We start from the raw sequence: 14,605 nt of genomic DNA, 5'->3' as shown, positions 1-14,605 counted from the left end.
CCGTCCAAATCATGCGATTGGACGCCAAGTACCACGCTCGACGTCCAATCGGATGCGGAGGGAGCTTGTATGTGCGGAATTGTAGGATATACCGGAGAGCAACGAGCTGCTGAAATTTTGGTTTCAGGGCTTAAGCGATTGGAATATCGCGGGTATGACTCAGCAGGAGTGGCTCTTGAAACGGCCGATGACCAGGGGACTTGCGCGCTCGATATTGTAAAGCGTGTGGGCAAGGTAGCAGGGCTTGAGTCTGAGCTTGCTGGCAAAGACTCAGACGCCACCTGCGGCATTGGTCATACGCGCTGGGCAACACACGGTAGACCAACACGCGAGAATGCTCACCCGCACGTGAGCTGCAGCGGACGAGTTGCCGTTGTGCACAATGGCATTATTGAAAACTATGCAGACCTGCGCTCCAGGCTGATTCAGAGCGGCCACGTATTTGTAAGCGAAACAGATACTGAGGTCTTAGCTCACCTGATTGAGGAGGCGCTGGATACGAGCGCTGAGGCGGGTACTACCTGCGATCTGATGGAGGCGCTCCGCATTGCATGCGGGCAGATTGCAGGAGCTTATGGCATTGCGGTGGTCTCGGCAGATGAGCCGGGTGTGATTGCGGTTGCTCGCAAAGATAGTCCGATTGTTATTGGTCGCGGCACTCAGGGCTCATATGTTGCTTCAGACGTTATTGCGCTTATTGATGCAACACGCGATGTGGTCGTGCTGGAAGATGGCCAGTTTGCACGTCTCACTCCAACAGAAATCACCTATACCAATGCGGCGGGAGAGGCTCTTGAGCCGGTAGTCACCCATATTGATTGGGACATTGACCTGGCAGAAAAGGGCGGCTACCCCGACTTCATGATGAAAGAAATCTACGAGCAGCCCCGTGTCGTGCGCGATACCCTCGTGGGCAGGCTTTCTGGTGCTGGCGAGATTGACATTGATGAGCTGGGGCTTTCATTTGAAGAGCTGAACCTAGTTGATCGCGTATATATCATTGCGTGCGGGACGAGCTTGCATGCTGGCCTCATTGCAAAAAATAATATTGAAAGCTGGGCGCGCATTCCTTGTGAAGTAGAGGCAGCGAGTGAGTTTCGCTATCGCGATGCCATCATTACACCGTCTACCTTAGTCGTTGCTGTTTCTCAGTCTGGAGAGACCGCCGATACCTTGGCTGCTATTCGTGATGCCCGCATTAAGGGGGCAAAGGTTTTTGGCATTACCAATGTGGTGGGATCGCCCGTAGCTCGTGAGTCTGATGGTGTCATTTACACAAAGGCAAACAAGGAGATTGCGGTTGCAAGCACGAAAAGTTTCATTGGTCAGGTTGTGAGTTTAACCCTGCTCGCCATGCTATTAGGCCAGGTAAAAGGAAGGCTCACGCCAGGTCAGACTCGCATGCTCTTCCGTGATCTCGGAGATACCGCAGGCTATATTCAAAAGGTTCTAGATACACAAAGCGCGGCAATTGCTGAGGCTGCAGCAGCCTGCGCTCACGCATCTTCGGCGCTATTTGTTGGCCGTGGCATGGGGGCTGCAGTGAGCTTCGAGGGAGCACTCAAGCTCAAAGAGGTGAGCTATCTGCATGCAGAGGCGTATGCAGCAGGTGAGATGAAGCACGGCCCTATTGCTCTGATTGAACCGGGTTTTCCAGTCATTGCAGTTGCTACAAAAAGCGCGGTATACGACAAGCTGGTCTCAAACTTAAAAGAGTGCGAGGCTCGCGGTGCCAAGATTATTGCTGTTGCAACTGAAGGTGATGAGGAGATCGGACGCATTGCTGACCATGTGATCTTTGTTCCAAAGACCTGCGAAGCTTTCATGCCTATCGTGGCAACGGTGCCATTGCAGCTGCTGGCACGTGAGGTTGCCTTGATGCGTGGTTGCGATGTAGACCAGCCGCGCAATCTCGCGAAGTCGGTTACGGTGGAGTAGAAGCGCCACGGGGAGTGCCCTGGGCAGTGTGTAGCGCGTCACGCGCTCACAGCTTCTGCATCTTAGCGGTGCAGATCCACCGCCCACCTCTATGAACTGAACCGCCCGCCTATTTCTCGGAATAGATGAGTCATGCTTAGGGTTAATTGAAAGTAACGGTTGGATGAGCGCCGTGTTATGGCGGCGCGTGAAGCAAGGAGGATCCCATGGGAATGAAGGCAGACGATGCACTCGCGGTTAATTTCGAAGAGCTCCTCTCATACTTGCGCTCTAAGACCCGCGTGTTCATGACTGTTGATGGCCATGATTATTACGTGACTCACACGGATGGGTATTGGCGGGTTCAAGATTGCGAGGAGCTCAACGAGAGTGGTCGTTTTACCGATTGTTCAGAGTTGGTAACAACCTTATCTGAGCTGGCAGAGCTTCCGTGGCTGAACGGCAAAAGCATCCATGACCTGGTGCCAGATGCGGTCTTTTATGAGTCAATTCAAGAGGGCTGGGTTCGTCCGGAATAAGCTGAGCTAACTGGGCTTGGTGCCTCTCGTTGTTGCGGCACTTGTTTGCGATGCCTCGCGGTGTGGTTCGAACAGGCCAGCTCATTTAGATACATAGAAAGCCTTGTTATAAGGGCGGGATCTACTGGGTTCCGCCCTTATTGTTTGACTGGACGTTGAGCGAACGTGCACGGGAGTTCGTTGTTTGAACGAACGTGCGCGTGGGGACTCGTGTCACCTGTTTCAACCCGCATTTGCGCGAGCTTTTCCGAACGTGCGCGTGGGGACTCGTGTCACCTGTTTCAACCTGCATTTGTGCGAGCTTGTTCGAGTGGGCGCACGAGCTCATCCCTTATTTCTCACATTGGTTTCGTACATGCACGGAGCTACACCTCATATTTCCAATATGAATCTGCTCCAGTTTCCAAGCCGAGCGTATTTTAGGCCGAGCGTGCATTTCGGTGTCGTTAGGAGCATTTTTGCCCGCACTTCGTGCCAAATCTGTGCCTAACGGGCAATAAATGTACTAAATATAACCCCCTATCGAGATTTCGAACCATATTTTCAATTTGGCGGGCATCAGCACAATCACCGCGCATCGTCTTTAGGTGCGTTTTTTCTAGTGAGGTTCGGGATACAATGGAGCAGGTGCATAGCTTGCTCGCGCCGCCCTTGAGCTCGTGCCTCGCTCGCATGTGCCTTGCACGCGCGCGCCCAGTCGCACCGTGTGACATAGAAAGACTTGCGGTAATTGAGCCGCATGGTTGAAAGGAGTTCCCTTGATTCTCACCGTAACCATGAACCCTTCAATTGACACGGCTTACCACCTGGATCATCTGGTGATAGACGATGTAAACCGCGTTACGCCAGAGAAGACGGCAGGTGGCAAGGGGCTCAACGTCAGTCGTGTTTTGTGTCAACTCGGAGACGAGGTTATTGCTACGGGGCTGATGGGCGGTCATATGGGTGCGTATATGGCTGAGCTCATGAAGGCGGATGGTATCCCGAATGATTTCACGCCCATCGCAGGAGAAACGCGTATCTGCCTGAATATCTTGCATGAAGGCAACCAAACTGAGCTGCTTGAGAGCGGTCCTGAGGTTTCTGCTACAGAGCTTGCTGAGTTTGGAAAGAAATTTGAGGAGCTGGTGGGTCGCGCAAACTGCGTAACGATCTCTGGCAGCCTGCCGAAGGGAGTTCCAGCAAGCTATTACGCCGAGCTCGTAGCGGTTGCTGCAAAGGCTCAGGTTCCTGTGCTGCTCGATACGTCAGGCGCGGCTCTTGATGCAGCTCTGGCTGCCGAGGTAAAGCCCACGCTTGTGAAGCCCAATCTTACTGAGATCAACGGTTTGCTTGGCACCTCCTACACGCCCGATCAGGCCTCAGAGCTCGCCGCTGCTCTCAAGGTAGACAAGCGATTCGCGGGCATTCCGTGGGTTGTGGTTTCTATGGGAGCGGCAGGCTCGTTCGCCTTCCACAACGAGAAAATCTATCGCGTAACCACGCCGCCCATTGCTGCGCTAAACGCCACCGGTTCAGGAGACTCAACCATCGCTGGTTTTGCTCATGCAATCGCTGCCGGGGCAGATGATGTAACCATTCTCACCTATGGAAATGCCTGCGGAAAGCTCAACGCCATGGATCCCAGAACGGGTCACTTGGTGATGGAGCGTTTTGATGAGGTATACGCTGGTGTTGCGGTCGTTGAGGTCTAGGTAGGATCTTTGATGGCTCGGCAATCTCGGTCTCAACCTGTAGCCTCGTCGCTTCGCCTGCTGGGGAGTTTCATACGCCCCTATATGCTGATTGCCGTGCTCACGGTGTGCTTTATGGCGCTTTGCATTGCAGGCATGCTCTATATTCCTACCGAGCTTGCAAACCTTATGAACGCGGCTTTAGATCAGGGTTCCCCCGAGATTCTGCTCGCGCGGGTGGGAGCAATGGGGCTCGCGGCAGTTACTGGTTCTGGCTCAGCTCTGGTAACCAATTATTTTGCCGCGCGTCTTGCCGCTCACGTTGGTCGAGATCTGCGCGTTGCAATCTATCAGGCCTCGCTGGCCTTTTCTGGTTCAGACTTTGAGCGCATCGGTACCGGCTCGATGATCACCCGCACCTTATCTGATGTGACCGTTGTTCAGCAGACCTTGCTCATGTCGATTGTGATGATCTTGCCGGTACCCTTTACCTGCACGATCTCTATTGCACTCGCGTTTAGCATTGACGCGTGGATGGGCTGGATCCTGCTTGCTGTGACATTTGCAGTGCTGGCTATTTCACTCATTGCACTTCGCGCGTCTGCCCCAATTTTTATGCGGCTTCAAGGCTTTATTGATCGGATGAACGCGCGGCTCCGCGAGGCCATTACGGGCGTTCGTGTGATCCGTGCCTTTGGAAAAGAGGATGATGCACGCGCTCGTCTCGACACCACATTTTCTGAATATGCAACCGGTGCGATTAAAGTAAACATGCTGTTCGCGGCTGCTGATTCGCTCACCTTTTTTCTGATGAACAGCGTGGAAGCGCTCATTATTTGGGTGGGAGCGGATCGGGTGGGTGCCCATGCAATGCAGATAGGTTCGATCTCTGCCCTCATCCAATATGCCTTGTTCATCATGTTCTTTATGATGATGGCTCAAATTGCCCTGCTTTCAGTTCCACGTGCACTGGCGTGTTTGCAGCGAGCGCAAGAGGTGCTCACGCTGGTGCCCGAGATTCAAGATCCTGCCGAGCCTGCTGCGCTTCCTGCCTTTTTGGCACCTTCCGCTCCGATAGCCGCCTTTGTTCACGCGGGTTTTCGGTTTGCGGATGCTGATGAAGACACTTTGCATGATTTGAACTTGGAGCTCAGACGCAACGAGACGACGGCCATTATTGGCAATACGGGCTCAGGCAAGTCGACCATTGCAAAGATGCTTTTGCGCTTTCACGATGTAACAACCGGTCAGTTGTTGTTTCAAGGCATTGACGTGCGCGATCTTGCTCTGGTTGAGCTGCGGGCAAAGATCGCTTACGTGTCTCAGCGAGCCTGGCTTTTTTCTGGCACGATAGCCGAGAATTTGAGACGAGCCGATCCTCATGCCGATGACGCACGGTTGTGGTGGGCTCTCGATGCTGCACAAGCTGGTTTTGTAAGAGATTTACCTGATGGTTTGGCGTCTCATGTATCTCCTGGGGGCACAAACTTTTCTGGTGGTCAGCGCCAGCGCTTAGCGATTGCTCGAGCCTTGGTGCGCAAGGCTGATCTCTATATTTTTGACGATTCGTTTTCGGCGCTGGATGCAAGAACCGATGCAGCGCTCCGCCATGCGTTGGCGGCCGCGCTTTCTGATGCAGCGGTTCTGGTAATTGCTCAGCGCATTTCTACCGTTCGTGATGCAGATCAGATTGCTGCCTTTAAAGATGGGCGAATTGTTGGTCTTGGCCGTCATGAGGAGCTCCTCGAGAGTTGTTCGGTCTACCGAGAGATTGCTGAGTCTCAAAATCGGGGAGGTGAGAGCGGTGGCGAGACATCAGTCTAGCCAACAAGAGCAAGTGTCTAAGATTTCACCGCTCAAAACCAGTCTCGCCCTTTGGCATGCGGCGGCAGGTCTTCGTTGGCGTCTGGTTATAGCTTTGCTTGCGACTCTTGCCTATGTAGCTTGCGCTCTTATGACGCCGGCACTGAGCGCGCATATCATCGATGCAATCTGGACGGAGATTCAAGCCTCATTTGCAGCCGGAAAAAACTTCGTGTTAACGCTTGAAAATGGTGGAACAGATCTCCTGCTTTACCTCGGTCTTTGGACGTTTGCGTGGATCTTTTACAGCATCCAGGTTGCAGTGATGGCGAGTTTTTCTGAGCGTCTCAATTTGAATCTGCGCACGCGTATTTCAAAGAAGATCGCACATTTGCCGCTTTCATATCTGGATGACAAAAAGCCGGGCGATCTGATTAGCCGCGCTACCAATGATCTCGATAAGGTGTCTGAGGTCTTGCAGCGCGGACTTTTGCAGCTCGTGCTTGCAGCCTGCATGCTCATAGGATCCGTCATGATGATGGCTCAGTACAATTTGCTGCTCACAGCTGTTTTTGCTCTGTTTATTATCCTTTCCGTCTTAGCGACTCATGTGATCGCCACTCATACCTTGAAGGTTTCCGATCAGCGCCAGCGCGCTACTGGAGTGCTTACTGGCAATGTGGAAGAGGCATACACGGGGCGTGCCGTCCTGCTCGCCTTTGGCGGGGAAGAAAAAAGCACTGCTGCTCTTGCGGCTGATGCGGATGAGTTGGCTCGTACAAGTTTGATAGCCGACTTTTTGATCAACTCTTCAGCGCCTGCCGTGCGCTTCTTAATCCGTATAGCCTTGGTTATCATTGCAATTTTGGCGGGTCAGCTCTTAGTAGCAGGCGAGATTACCATCGGAATTTTCCAGGCGTTTTTCCACTACGTTGGCATGGCGTCCGAGCCGCTTACGCAACTTTCTCAAACGGTGAATCTGATGCAGGCGGCTATCGCTGCCGCTGCGCGTGTTTTTGAGCTGTTGGATGAAGAGGAAATGGAGCCTGATCCCGCTTCACCTCGGGTACTGCCTGCTCAGGCGCCTGGTCGGGTTGTGTTTAGCCATGTGCGTTTTGGATATGATCCCGCCCGTCCGCTTATGCACGACGTTTCCTTTGTTGTGGAGGCGGGACAGAAAGTAGCTATTGTGGGGGCTACGGGGGCAGGCAAAACAACCCTGATCAATCTGCTGATGCGCTTTTACGAGATTGACGGAGGCGCTATTGAGCTCGATGGCGTATCTACGCGAGAGATGAGGCGTGCAGATCTGCGGCGTCGTTTTGGCATGGTCTTGCAAGACGCATGGCTTTTAGAAGGCACGATTGCAGAAAACATTGCGTATGGACACACGGGAGCGAGCCGGGAAGAGATTATGGCCGCCGCTCGCGCAGCTCACGTGGACTACTTTTTGCGAACCTTACCGCAAGGCTATGAGACTCTGGTTTCAAATGATGCAGAAACCATCTCCCAAGGCCAGCGCCAGCTCATTACCATTGCGCGTGCCATGCTTTTGGATCCTGCGATCTTAATTCTCGATGAGGCTACTTCGAGCGTGGACACCCAAACGGAGCAAGAAATTGTAGCGGCCATGGAAGCCCTTATGTATGGTCGTACGAGCTTTGTAATCGCGCATCGGCTCTCAACGGTGGTGGATGCCGATATGATCCTGGTTATGGAGGCAGGGAGCATTATTGAGCAGGGTACACATGCTGAGCTGCTCAAGCGAGGCGGTGCCTATGCCAAGCTTTACCAAAGCCAGTTTGCCTAAGCGGTAGCGTGAGGGCTGTTCGTTTGAGGGGCGCTTGCCTTACCTCAAAGGCAGCGCTAGAAAAGGCGGGCTAGCGTTTCTCGTTTGAGAGGCGCTTACCTTGCCTCACAGGTAGCACTAGAAAAGGCGAGCTAGCGTTTCTCGTTTGAGAGGCGCTCTAACGCTTCGGTCAGGCGCTGCACCTGATCTTCAAGCTCAGAGATGCGGTCGCGGTTTTGTGAAATGCCCTCGCGGTTGAGCAGGCTGGCTTCGCGCACTGGGTCGGGGAGGTGCTCAAGGTGGCGACCGGAATCTGCCTGCTCTTCTAGAACACGACAGCCACCACGGCGAACAATCCGTCCCGGAATACCCACGACCGTGCTGTCTGAGGGTACGTCTTTGACGACGACTGAGTTGCCGCCAATGCGTACGTCGTTACCAATCGTGATATTGCCCAGCACCTTGGCACCTGTACCAACGGTTACGCGATCGCCAAGCGTAGGGTGGCGCTTGCCGCATTCATTGCCGGTGCCGCCGAGGGTGACTCCTTGGTAGAGCACGCAGTCATCCCCAATAATGGTGGTTTCTCCAATGACGACGCCCATTGCATGGTCAATGAATAGCCTTTTGCCAATCTGTGCTGCTGGATGAATTTCTACGCCTGTAAAAAATCGAGTGACTTGAGAAAGCACCCGGGCGAGTCCTTTCAACCCGTGATTCCAAAGCCAATGCTCAGGTGTGTGAGCCCAGGTAGCATGCAAGCCAGGATACGAGAGAAAAATCACAAGACCTGACTGGGCAGCGGGATCATGGTGCTTTACCGCTTGAATATCCTCACGTATCGTGCGAATGAAGCCCATCAGCTTTCCTTCCATTCGTGATCTTTCTTGGCGGAACAGTGCATTGGTGCCGCCATAGCTCGCATACAATTTATCAAGGGTACCACCTGAGCCGCGATGTGGCCGCCGTATCCTCAGGGTTCGTGAGTATTCAGAACACTTCTGCTGAGATGCTATCTTGCTCCTTAGCAAGTCGGGTAAAATGGCTGTTCGATTGGGGAGCAGGCCGCTACGTCATGTGGAGTGCGCTCTTATATTGCAAGGATGGGGTAGCGTGCCTCGTCAAATCGAGCAGAGGCTTTGCTCAAAAGCTGCTGCACAACAAGGGAATCGATACCGATGAACCTCATTCATCTGTTAGCTGAGTTACTCAAAAACCCACGTGCTGCCATTGCAGCTTGGATTGCCATGGGGCCGCTCTATGCGTATGGCTTTATCTTTTTGATCATCTTTATAGAAACCGGCGTTGTCTTTATGCCGTTTCTACCAGGAGATTCTCTGCTATTTGCGGCTGGTATTTTTGCTCATGAAGCGTCTGGTCCGCTCGATCTTTTGCATCTACTTATCTTGGTTTGGATTGCCGCCATTGTGGGCGACCAATGCAATTTTATGATTGGTCACTTCTTTGGTAAGCGGATTATAGAGTCTGGCAAGATCAAGGCTATGACCCCGGAGCGCATTGAGAAGAGCGAAGCCTTTCTTGATAAGTGGGGTCACCTTGCAATCTTTTTGGGTCGATTCTTCCCGTTCATTCGTACCTTCGTGCCGTTTCTTGCTGGCGTCGGCGGTATGAAGTGGCATTCTTTTGTTCTGTATAACATTTTGGGTGGTATTACCTGGTCGAGCATCTTTATTCTCTTGGGTTATTTCTTCGGTGGGATCCCTGCAGTTCAAGAGCACTTTGAAGTCATCGTAGTAGGCATCATCGCCATCTCTTTGATCCCGGCGGTGTTTGGTGTGATTCGCGCGAAGTTCGCTGGTAAGCGCTCGGCGTAATGCGGGCGCTGCTCTGACTGGCAAGCGCTTGGCGTAATGCACACACCGCTTTTGCTGACCGGTACCCGGAGGCATGTACACGCCGCTCTGGCAGACAAGTGCCCGGCAATCCACGCGCCTATCTGACTGGCAAACACGCGACATAATGTTTCTACTTGGCTACAGCCTCGCTGGTCTTGCACCCGCGCTCCTAAAAGGAGCTGGCATAACGGTAGAATGCCCTGCATAGGCTCATTGGGCAACCGGAGGGAAGTGCAGTATGGCTGGCGAGAAGAAAGATTTGGACTGGGGCAACTTAGACTTTGCGTACCGCCCTACCGATTTTAGCTATGTTTCTGATTGGGCAGATGGATCTTGGGATGAAGGCGGCCTGACGCGTGAGCATAGCATCACGCTTTCTGAGTGCGCAGGCATCTTCCACTATTGCCAGGAGGTTTTTGAGGGTCTCAAAGCCTATACCACGGCCGATGGCAGCATCGTGACCTTCCGCCCAGATCTGAATGCGAAGCGCATGCGTGACTCTGCTGAGCGCTTAGAGATGCCGGCTTTTCCTGAGGATCGTTTTGTTGAGGCGGTCAAAGAGGTAGTTGCTGCAAATGCCGCATGGGTGCCGCCCTATGGCTCAGGCGCTGCGCTATACGTGCGCCCCTTCATGATTGGCTCGGGAGAGGTTATTGGCGTGGCACCAGCACCGGCCTACCACTTCCATATTTTGGTAACGCCCGTAGGCCCTTACTTTAAGGGCGGCCTTAAGCCCATCTCGTTGCGCATTGCTGAATTTGATCGAGCAGCGCCTCATGGTACCGGCAATATCAAGGCTGGCTTGAACTATGCCATGTCTTTGAAGTCCACCATGGATGCGCACCGTGCGGGCTTTGCCGAGAACCTCTACTTGGATTCTCAGAGTCGCACCTATGTGGAAGAGACGGGTGGAGCAAATGTGCTGTTCGTAGATACTGCGGGCACGCTGGTGGTTCCTAAGAGCCATACCGACTCTATCCTGCCTTCAATCACTCGTCGCTCGCTGGTCGAGGTAGCTCACGACTTGGGCATGAAGGTTGATGAGCGTTTTGTCACCTGGGACGAGGTAAAAGAGGGTGCATTTACTGAGTGCGGCTTGTGTGGCACTGCTGCTGTGATTTCTCCTGTTGGAGAGATTCATGAGGGTGATTTGGCGGTGAGCTTCCCGGCTGGCCACGATGAGATGGGGCCGGTTATGACGAAGCTCCGTGAGACCTTAACGGGAATTCAAGATGGTGCAGTTGAGGATACTCATGGCTGGCTGGTAAAGATCGCCTAGCGGTTGCGGAGTGTGGAGTGGTTGTTGCTCCGCGCTCGGACGAGGGTCTTATGGCTGTTTGGGCACCCATGGCTCGCTGACACAGAGTACGTGGTGGTTGCGGCGCAGCGTGTACCGGTTCGGTTTTCGCCGAGCCGGTATTCATGTCTTGAGTGATGCGTCTTGGCTGTCAGTATTGGTTTTTGTGAAATCTTGCGGAAACACACTTGCACTGAGTACTTTAGTAAAGTAAAGTACTCACACGTCGAACACCAAAGCGGTGCGTGCGAAGTCAACCTGTGTTCTGAGGAAACTTTGCACCTGCAAAATCGATGCTTTTGAGCCTGTGATCTGTCGTGCTGAAAAGTTCCGGTATTGCTCATACGCTCCAGGTGAGAGACTGGAGTGCTGGCCAACACTCCGCGAGACGAAACTCAGGGTGCTTAAGCGCCCAGCTGAAAGGGGATCACGATGAAAAAGCGAACATTTCTTGCTCTATACGCCTTCTTCTCACTCACACTCGCCTTGGTTCTCACTGCGTGCGGTGGCTCGCCTGCGCCAACAGGTACCAAGGCTGGCACTGGATCTGAAGCAGCAGGCAAAGATACCTCTGCGGTAGCAACTGGTAAGCTCATTGTTGGTTTTGACCAGGCCTATCCTCCTTATGGTTATGTTGGTGATGACGGAGAATTTACCGGCTTTGATCTCGATCTTGCTCGTGCTGTTGCAGAGAAGAATGGCTGGACGGTAGAGCTGAATCCAATCGACTGGGATGCTAAAGATACGCTTTTAAACTCTGGTGCCATTAACTGCATTTGGAACGGCTTTACCATGGAGGGTCGCGAGGATGATTACAGCTTCTCCAAGCCCTATATGCTGAACAAGCAGGTTATTGTGGTGAAGAAAGATAGCGGTATTACCAGCGAGGCAGACCTTGCAGGTAAAAACGTTATTACGCAGGTAGACTCTGCGGCGTGGGATGTGCTTAAGGGCGATCAGGCCGATCTTGCTGCTACCTTTGGCGCACTCGAGACCCGTCCTGATTACAATACGGCCTTCACAGAGCTTGCCAGTGGTGCCACTGATGCGGTAGCCTGCGACCTTTCCATTGCTCAGTACCAGCTTGCTACCAATCCTGGTGCCTATCTCCAGCTTGACCAGGCGCTTTCTACTGAGAACTATGCCGTTGGTTTGAAGAAGGGCGATACTGCCACCGGAGATAAAATTAGCCAGGCCTTGAAGGAGCTCTATGAAGAGGGCACCATCGAGAAGCTTTGCAAGAAGTATGAAAAGGACGGCCTGTCTTTTGAGAACTGGATCCTGAAATAAGGATTGAACGAGTTTGAGATCCCCTTCGACCTCAACTCCTGACCTTGAGAAACCCGGGTACTCAGGTGTCCGGGTTTTTCGGGCGAGCAGTGAGGTTGCGAGGTCAACGAAACGTTTTTGATACGAGAGAGACCACATGCCAACAACTACCATGGTAACCCTGCTTGGAAGCGGATTTGTCACAAGCCTTGCGATCTTCGCCTTTACGCTGGTGGGTGCTTTGCCCCTTGGTATCCCAATCGCGCTGATGCGCATGAGCCGTGTGGTACCCGTGCGTCTGGTTGCGCGAGCGTATATCTCAATTATGCGTGGCACCCCACTGATGCTGCAGATGTTCGCTGTATATTTCGCCCCGTATCACCTCTTTGGCATCCAGCTCTCTCCTGATTCAAAGTGGCAGGCCTGCCTTGTGGCCTTCATCTTGAATTACGCAGGCTATTTTGCTGAGATTTACCGATCCGGCATTCAGTCAATTCCGCAAGGGCAGTATGAGGCGGCAGAGGTATTGGGATACTCTCGTACGCAAACGTTTATGCGCATCATTTTGCCTCAGGTAGCCAAGCGCATCATGCCCGCTCTCGGCAACGAAGTCATTACGCTGGTAAAAGATACCTCGCTTGCGTTTTCTATTGGCGTGGCAGAGATGTTCTCAACGGCAAAGGCGTTAGTGGCAGCTCAGCGCACGATGATTCCTTTTGGTATTGCTGCGGCGATCTATTGGGCATTTAACTTCTTAGTTGAGGTCGCCGTTGGTCGCATTGAGAAGAAGATGGATTACTACCGCGATTGATACGGTGGTAGTGATCGTATGAGGATTGTAAAGCGAGCGGAGGAAATGATGGCTACTGCACGTCCAGTTGTGAAGCTCGAAAATGCATATAAGGCCTTTGGTGGTACGCCCGTGCTGCAAGGAATTTCAATTGAGGTCTGCCCCGGTGAGGTGGTAGCCATCATAGGTCCTTCAGGCGGTGGAAAATCCACGCTTTTGCGTTGCATGACCTTACTCGAGACGCTGGATCAGGGCTCGCTTACCTATGGAGACATTGATGTGGTGATTCCCGGCGCGGATGGCAGTGCCGTATATGGCACGTCTGACACACTCGCCCTCGCTCGCCAGCGCTTTGGCCTGGTATTTCAGCAGTTTAATCTCTTTCCGCATATGACCGTAATGCGCAATATCATTGATGCGCCGCTGGTGGTTCAGGGTCGAGATCGCGCAGAAGTAGAGCGTCAGGCACGAGCGCTCATACAGGATATGGGTCTTGAGGGCTGTGAAGAAAAGGTGCCCTATCAGCTCTCAGGCGGTCAGCGTCAGCGTGCCAGCATCGCGCGGGCGCTGTGTATGAACCCCCAGGTTTTGTTCTTTGATGAGCCGACGAGCGCCTTGGATCCTGAGCTAACGGGTGAGGTACTCAAAGTACTTCGTCAACTTGCAGCAGAAGACATTACGATGATCGTGGTGACGCATGAAATGTCTTTTGCGCGCGAGGTTGCCGATCGCGTGGTCTTTATCGATGAAGGCTGCGTGGTGGAAGAGGGTTCGGCAGAGCAGGTCATTGGTAACCCGTCTGAAGAGCGAACACGCGAGTTCTTGCTGCGCAGCTTGACCTAGGCCACGGTATACTCTTACACACGAGCCAGCCACACTAAGGGGGATCCGTGGAGCAGTACAAGCAGGAATTCATTGAGTTCATGGTTGAGTCTGACGTGCTGAAGTTTGGCGAGTTTACGCTCAAGAGCGGAAGAGCCTCACCATTTTTTATGAATGCCGGAGCGTACGTGTTCGGTAGCCAGCTGAAGCGGTTAGGCGAGTACTATGCCCGTGCAATCCATGATGCCTTTGGCATGGATTTTGATGTACTGTTCGGGCCTGCCTACAAGGGAATCCCGCTTGCTGTGACTACCGCCATTGCCTTTTCTGAGCTCTATGGCAAAGAGGTGCGGTATTGCTGCAACCGTAAAGAGGTAAAAGACCACGGGGCAGACGCAGGCAATCTGTTGGGAGCAGAGCTTGCCGACGGTGATCGGGTCATCATGGTGGAGGACGTAACCACCTCAGGCAAGTCGATCGATGAGACCTACCCTATCTTGAAATCCGCAGCAGATGTAACCGTATCTGGCCTGATTGTCTCGCTGAACCGCATGGAGGTCGGCAAGGGTGGCCGCGTGAGTGCTCAGCAGGAGATTCAAGAGCGGTATGGCTTTCCGGTTGCTTCGATCGTTAGCATGCAAGAGGTAGTAGATCACCTGTTTGAGCGCGAGCTTAATGGCCGCGTTGTTATTGATCAGGCGGTAAAAGCTGCTCTCGATGCATACTATGAGCAGTGGGGTGTAAAAGAGGCGTAAGGTGCAGCTCTTCTGTGCTCAGCGCTCTCCTGAGCCCGGTGATCTTCTTTGCGCGTTGTTTGTAGAGGGGGCGAGGCGTACGGTTCTCGCCCCGC

At 53.1% G+C, this 14,605-nt stretch carries 12 protein-coding genes; 11 read left to right on the top strand and 1 reads right to left on the bottom strand.

Annotation, left to right across the window (positions count from 1 at the left end):
• The first annotated feature begins 69 nt into the window (after positions 1-69).
• The 5 genes from glmS to K6V98_RS04680 all read left to right on the top strand — a co-directional run bounded on the left by glmS (position 70) and on the right by K6V98_RS04680 (position 7,742).
• A complete protein-coding gene (glmS, locus tag K6V98_RS04700) occupies positions 70-1,938 on the top strand; it encodes a glutamine--fructose-6-phosphate transaminase (isomerizing) (RefSeq protein ID WP_222199373.1) in 1,869 nt (622 codons plus the stop codon).
• A gap of 206 nt (positions 1,939-2,144) precedes the next feature.
• A complete protein-coding gene (locus tag K6V98_RS04695) occupies positions 2,145-2,456 on the top strand; it encodes a CDP-alcohol phosphatidyltransferase (protein WP_222199372.1) in 312 nt (103 codons plus the stop codon).
• 758 nt (positions 2,457-3,214) lie between these two features.
• Entirely contained in the window at positions 3,215-4,150 is a 936-nt protein-coding gene (locus K6V98_RS04690) for a hexose kinase (protein ID WP_222199371.1), read from the top strand.
• A gap of 12 nt (positions 4,151-4,162) precedes the next feature.
• Positions 4,163-5,953: an ABC transporter ATP-binding protein gene (locus tag K6V98_RS04685; protein WP_222199370.1), complete on the top strand. Its 1,791-nt coding sequence runs from the start codon at positions 4,163-4,165 to the stop codon at positions 5,951-5,953.
• Positions 5,934-7,742 carry an ABC transporter ATP-binding protein gene (locus K6V98_RS04680; RefSeq protein WP_371734524.1) on the top strand — a complete coding sequence of 603 codons (1,809 nt, stop codon included), beginning with the start codon at positions 5,934-5,936 and terminating at the stop codon, positions 7,740-7,742. Before K6V98_RS04685 ends, K6V98_RS04680 begins: the two co-directional genes overlap by 20 nt.
• 131 nt (positions 7,743-7,873) lie before the next feature.
• Here K6V98_RS04680 and cysE read toward each other — a convergent pair whose 3' ends face one another.
• On the bottom strand, positions 7,874-8,581 hold the full coding sequence (gene cysE / locus K6V98_RS04675) for a serine O-acetyltransferase (RefSeq protein WP_222199368.1): 708 nt from the start codon (positions 8,579-8,581) through the stop codon (positions 7,874-7,876).
• 318 nt (positions 8,582-8,899) lie between these two features.
• On the opposite strand from cysE, the gene K6V98_RS04670 reads away from it, so the two are divergent.
• The 6 genes from K6V98_RS04670 to pyrE all read left to right on the top strand — a co-directional run bounded on the left by K6V98_RS04670 (position 8,900) and on the right by pyrE (position 14,510).
• Positions 8,900-9,556 carry a VTT domain-containing protein gene (locus K6V98_RS04670; protein ID WP_222199367.1) on the top strand — a complete coding sequence of 219 codons (657 nt, stop codon included), beginning with the start codon at positions 8,900-8,902 and terminating at the stop codon, positions 9,554-9,556.
• A gap of 259 nt (positions 9,557-9,815) precedes the next feature.
• Positions 9,816-10,856, top strand: coding sequence for a branched-chain amino acid aminotransferase (locus K6V98_RS04665; protein WP_222199366.1), 1,041 nt, complete (start codon positions 9,816-9,818; stop codon positions 10,854-10,856).
• 450 nt (positions 10,857-11,306) lie between these two features.
• Positions 11,307-12,164, top strand: a complete 858-nt coding sequence (locus K6V98_RS04660) for an amino acid ABC transporter substrate-binding protein (RefSeq protein WP_222199365.1) — start codon at positions 11,307-11,309, stop codon at positions 12,162-12,164.
• Between the two features lie 136 nt (positions 12,165-12,300).
• Positions 12,301-12,954: an amino acid ABC transporter permease gene (locus tag K6V98_RS04655; RefSeq protein WP_306792765.1), complete on the top strand. Its 654-nt coding sequence runs from the start codon at positions 12,301-12,303 to the stop codon at positions 12,952-12,954.
• 48 nt (positions 12,955-13,002) lie between these two features.
• Positions 13,003-13,776: an amino acid ABC transporter ATP-binding protein gene (locus K6V98_RS04650; RefSeq protein ID WP_306792764.1), complete on the top strand. Its 774-nt coding sequence runs from the start codon at positions 13,003-13,005 to the stop codon at positions 13,774-13,776.
• Between the two features lie 47 nt (positions 13,777-13,823).
• The gene (gene pyrE / locus K6V98_RS04645; RefSeq protein WP_222199363.1) at positions 13,824-14,510 is read left to right on the top strand and encodes an orotate phosphoribosyltransferase; all 687 of its coding nucleotides are present in this window, start codon (positions 13,824-13,826) and stop codon (positions 14,508-14,510) included.
• Positions 14,511-14,605 lie beyond the last annotated feature (95 nt).

The organism is Collinsella ureilytica, assembly GCF_019795105.1.
In the GTDB taxonomy this organism is placed as follows: Bacteria; Actinomycetota; Coriobacteriia; order Coriobacteriales; family Coriobacteriaceae; genus Collinsella; species Collinsella ureilytica.
Note: the sequence above shows the minus strand (reverse complement) of the source record. Positions and strands in the feature narration are given on the sequence as shown.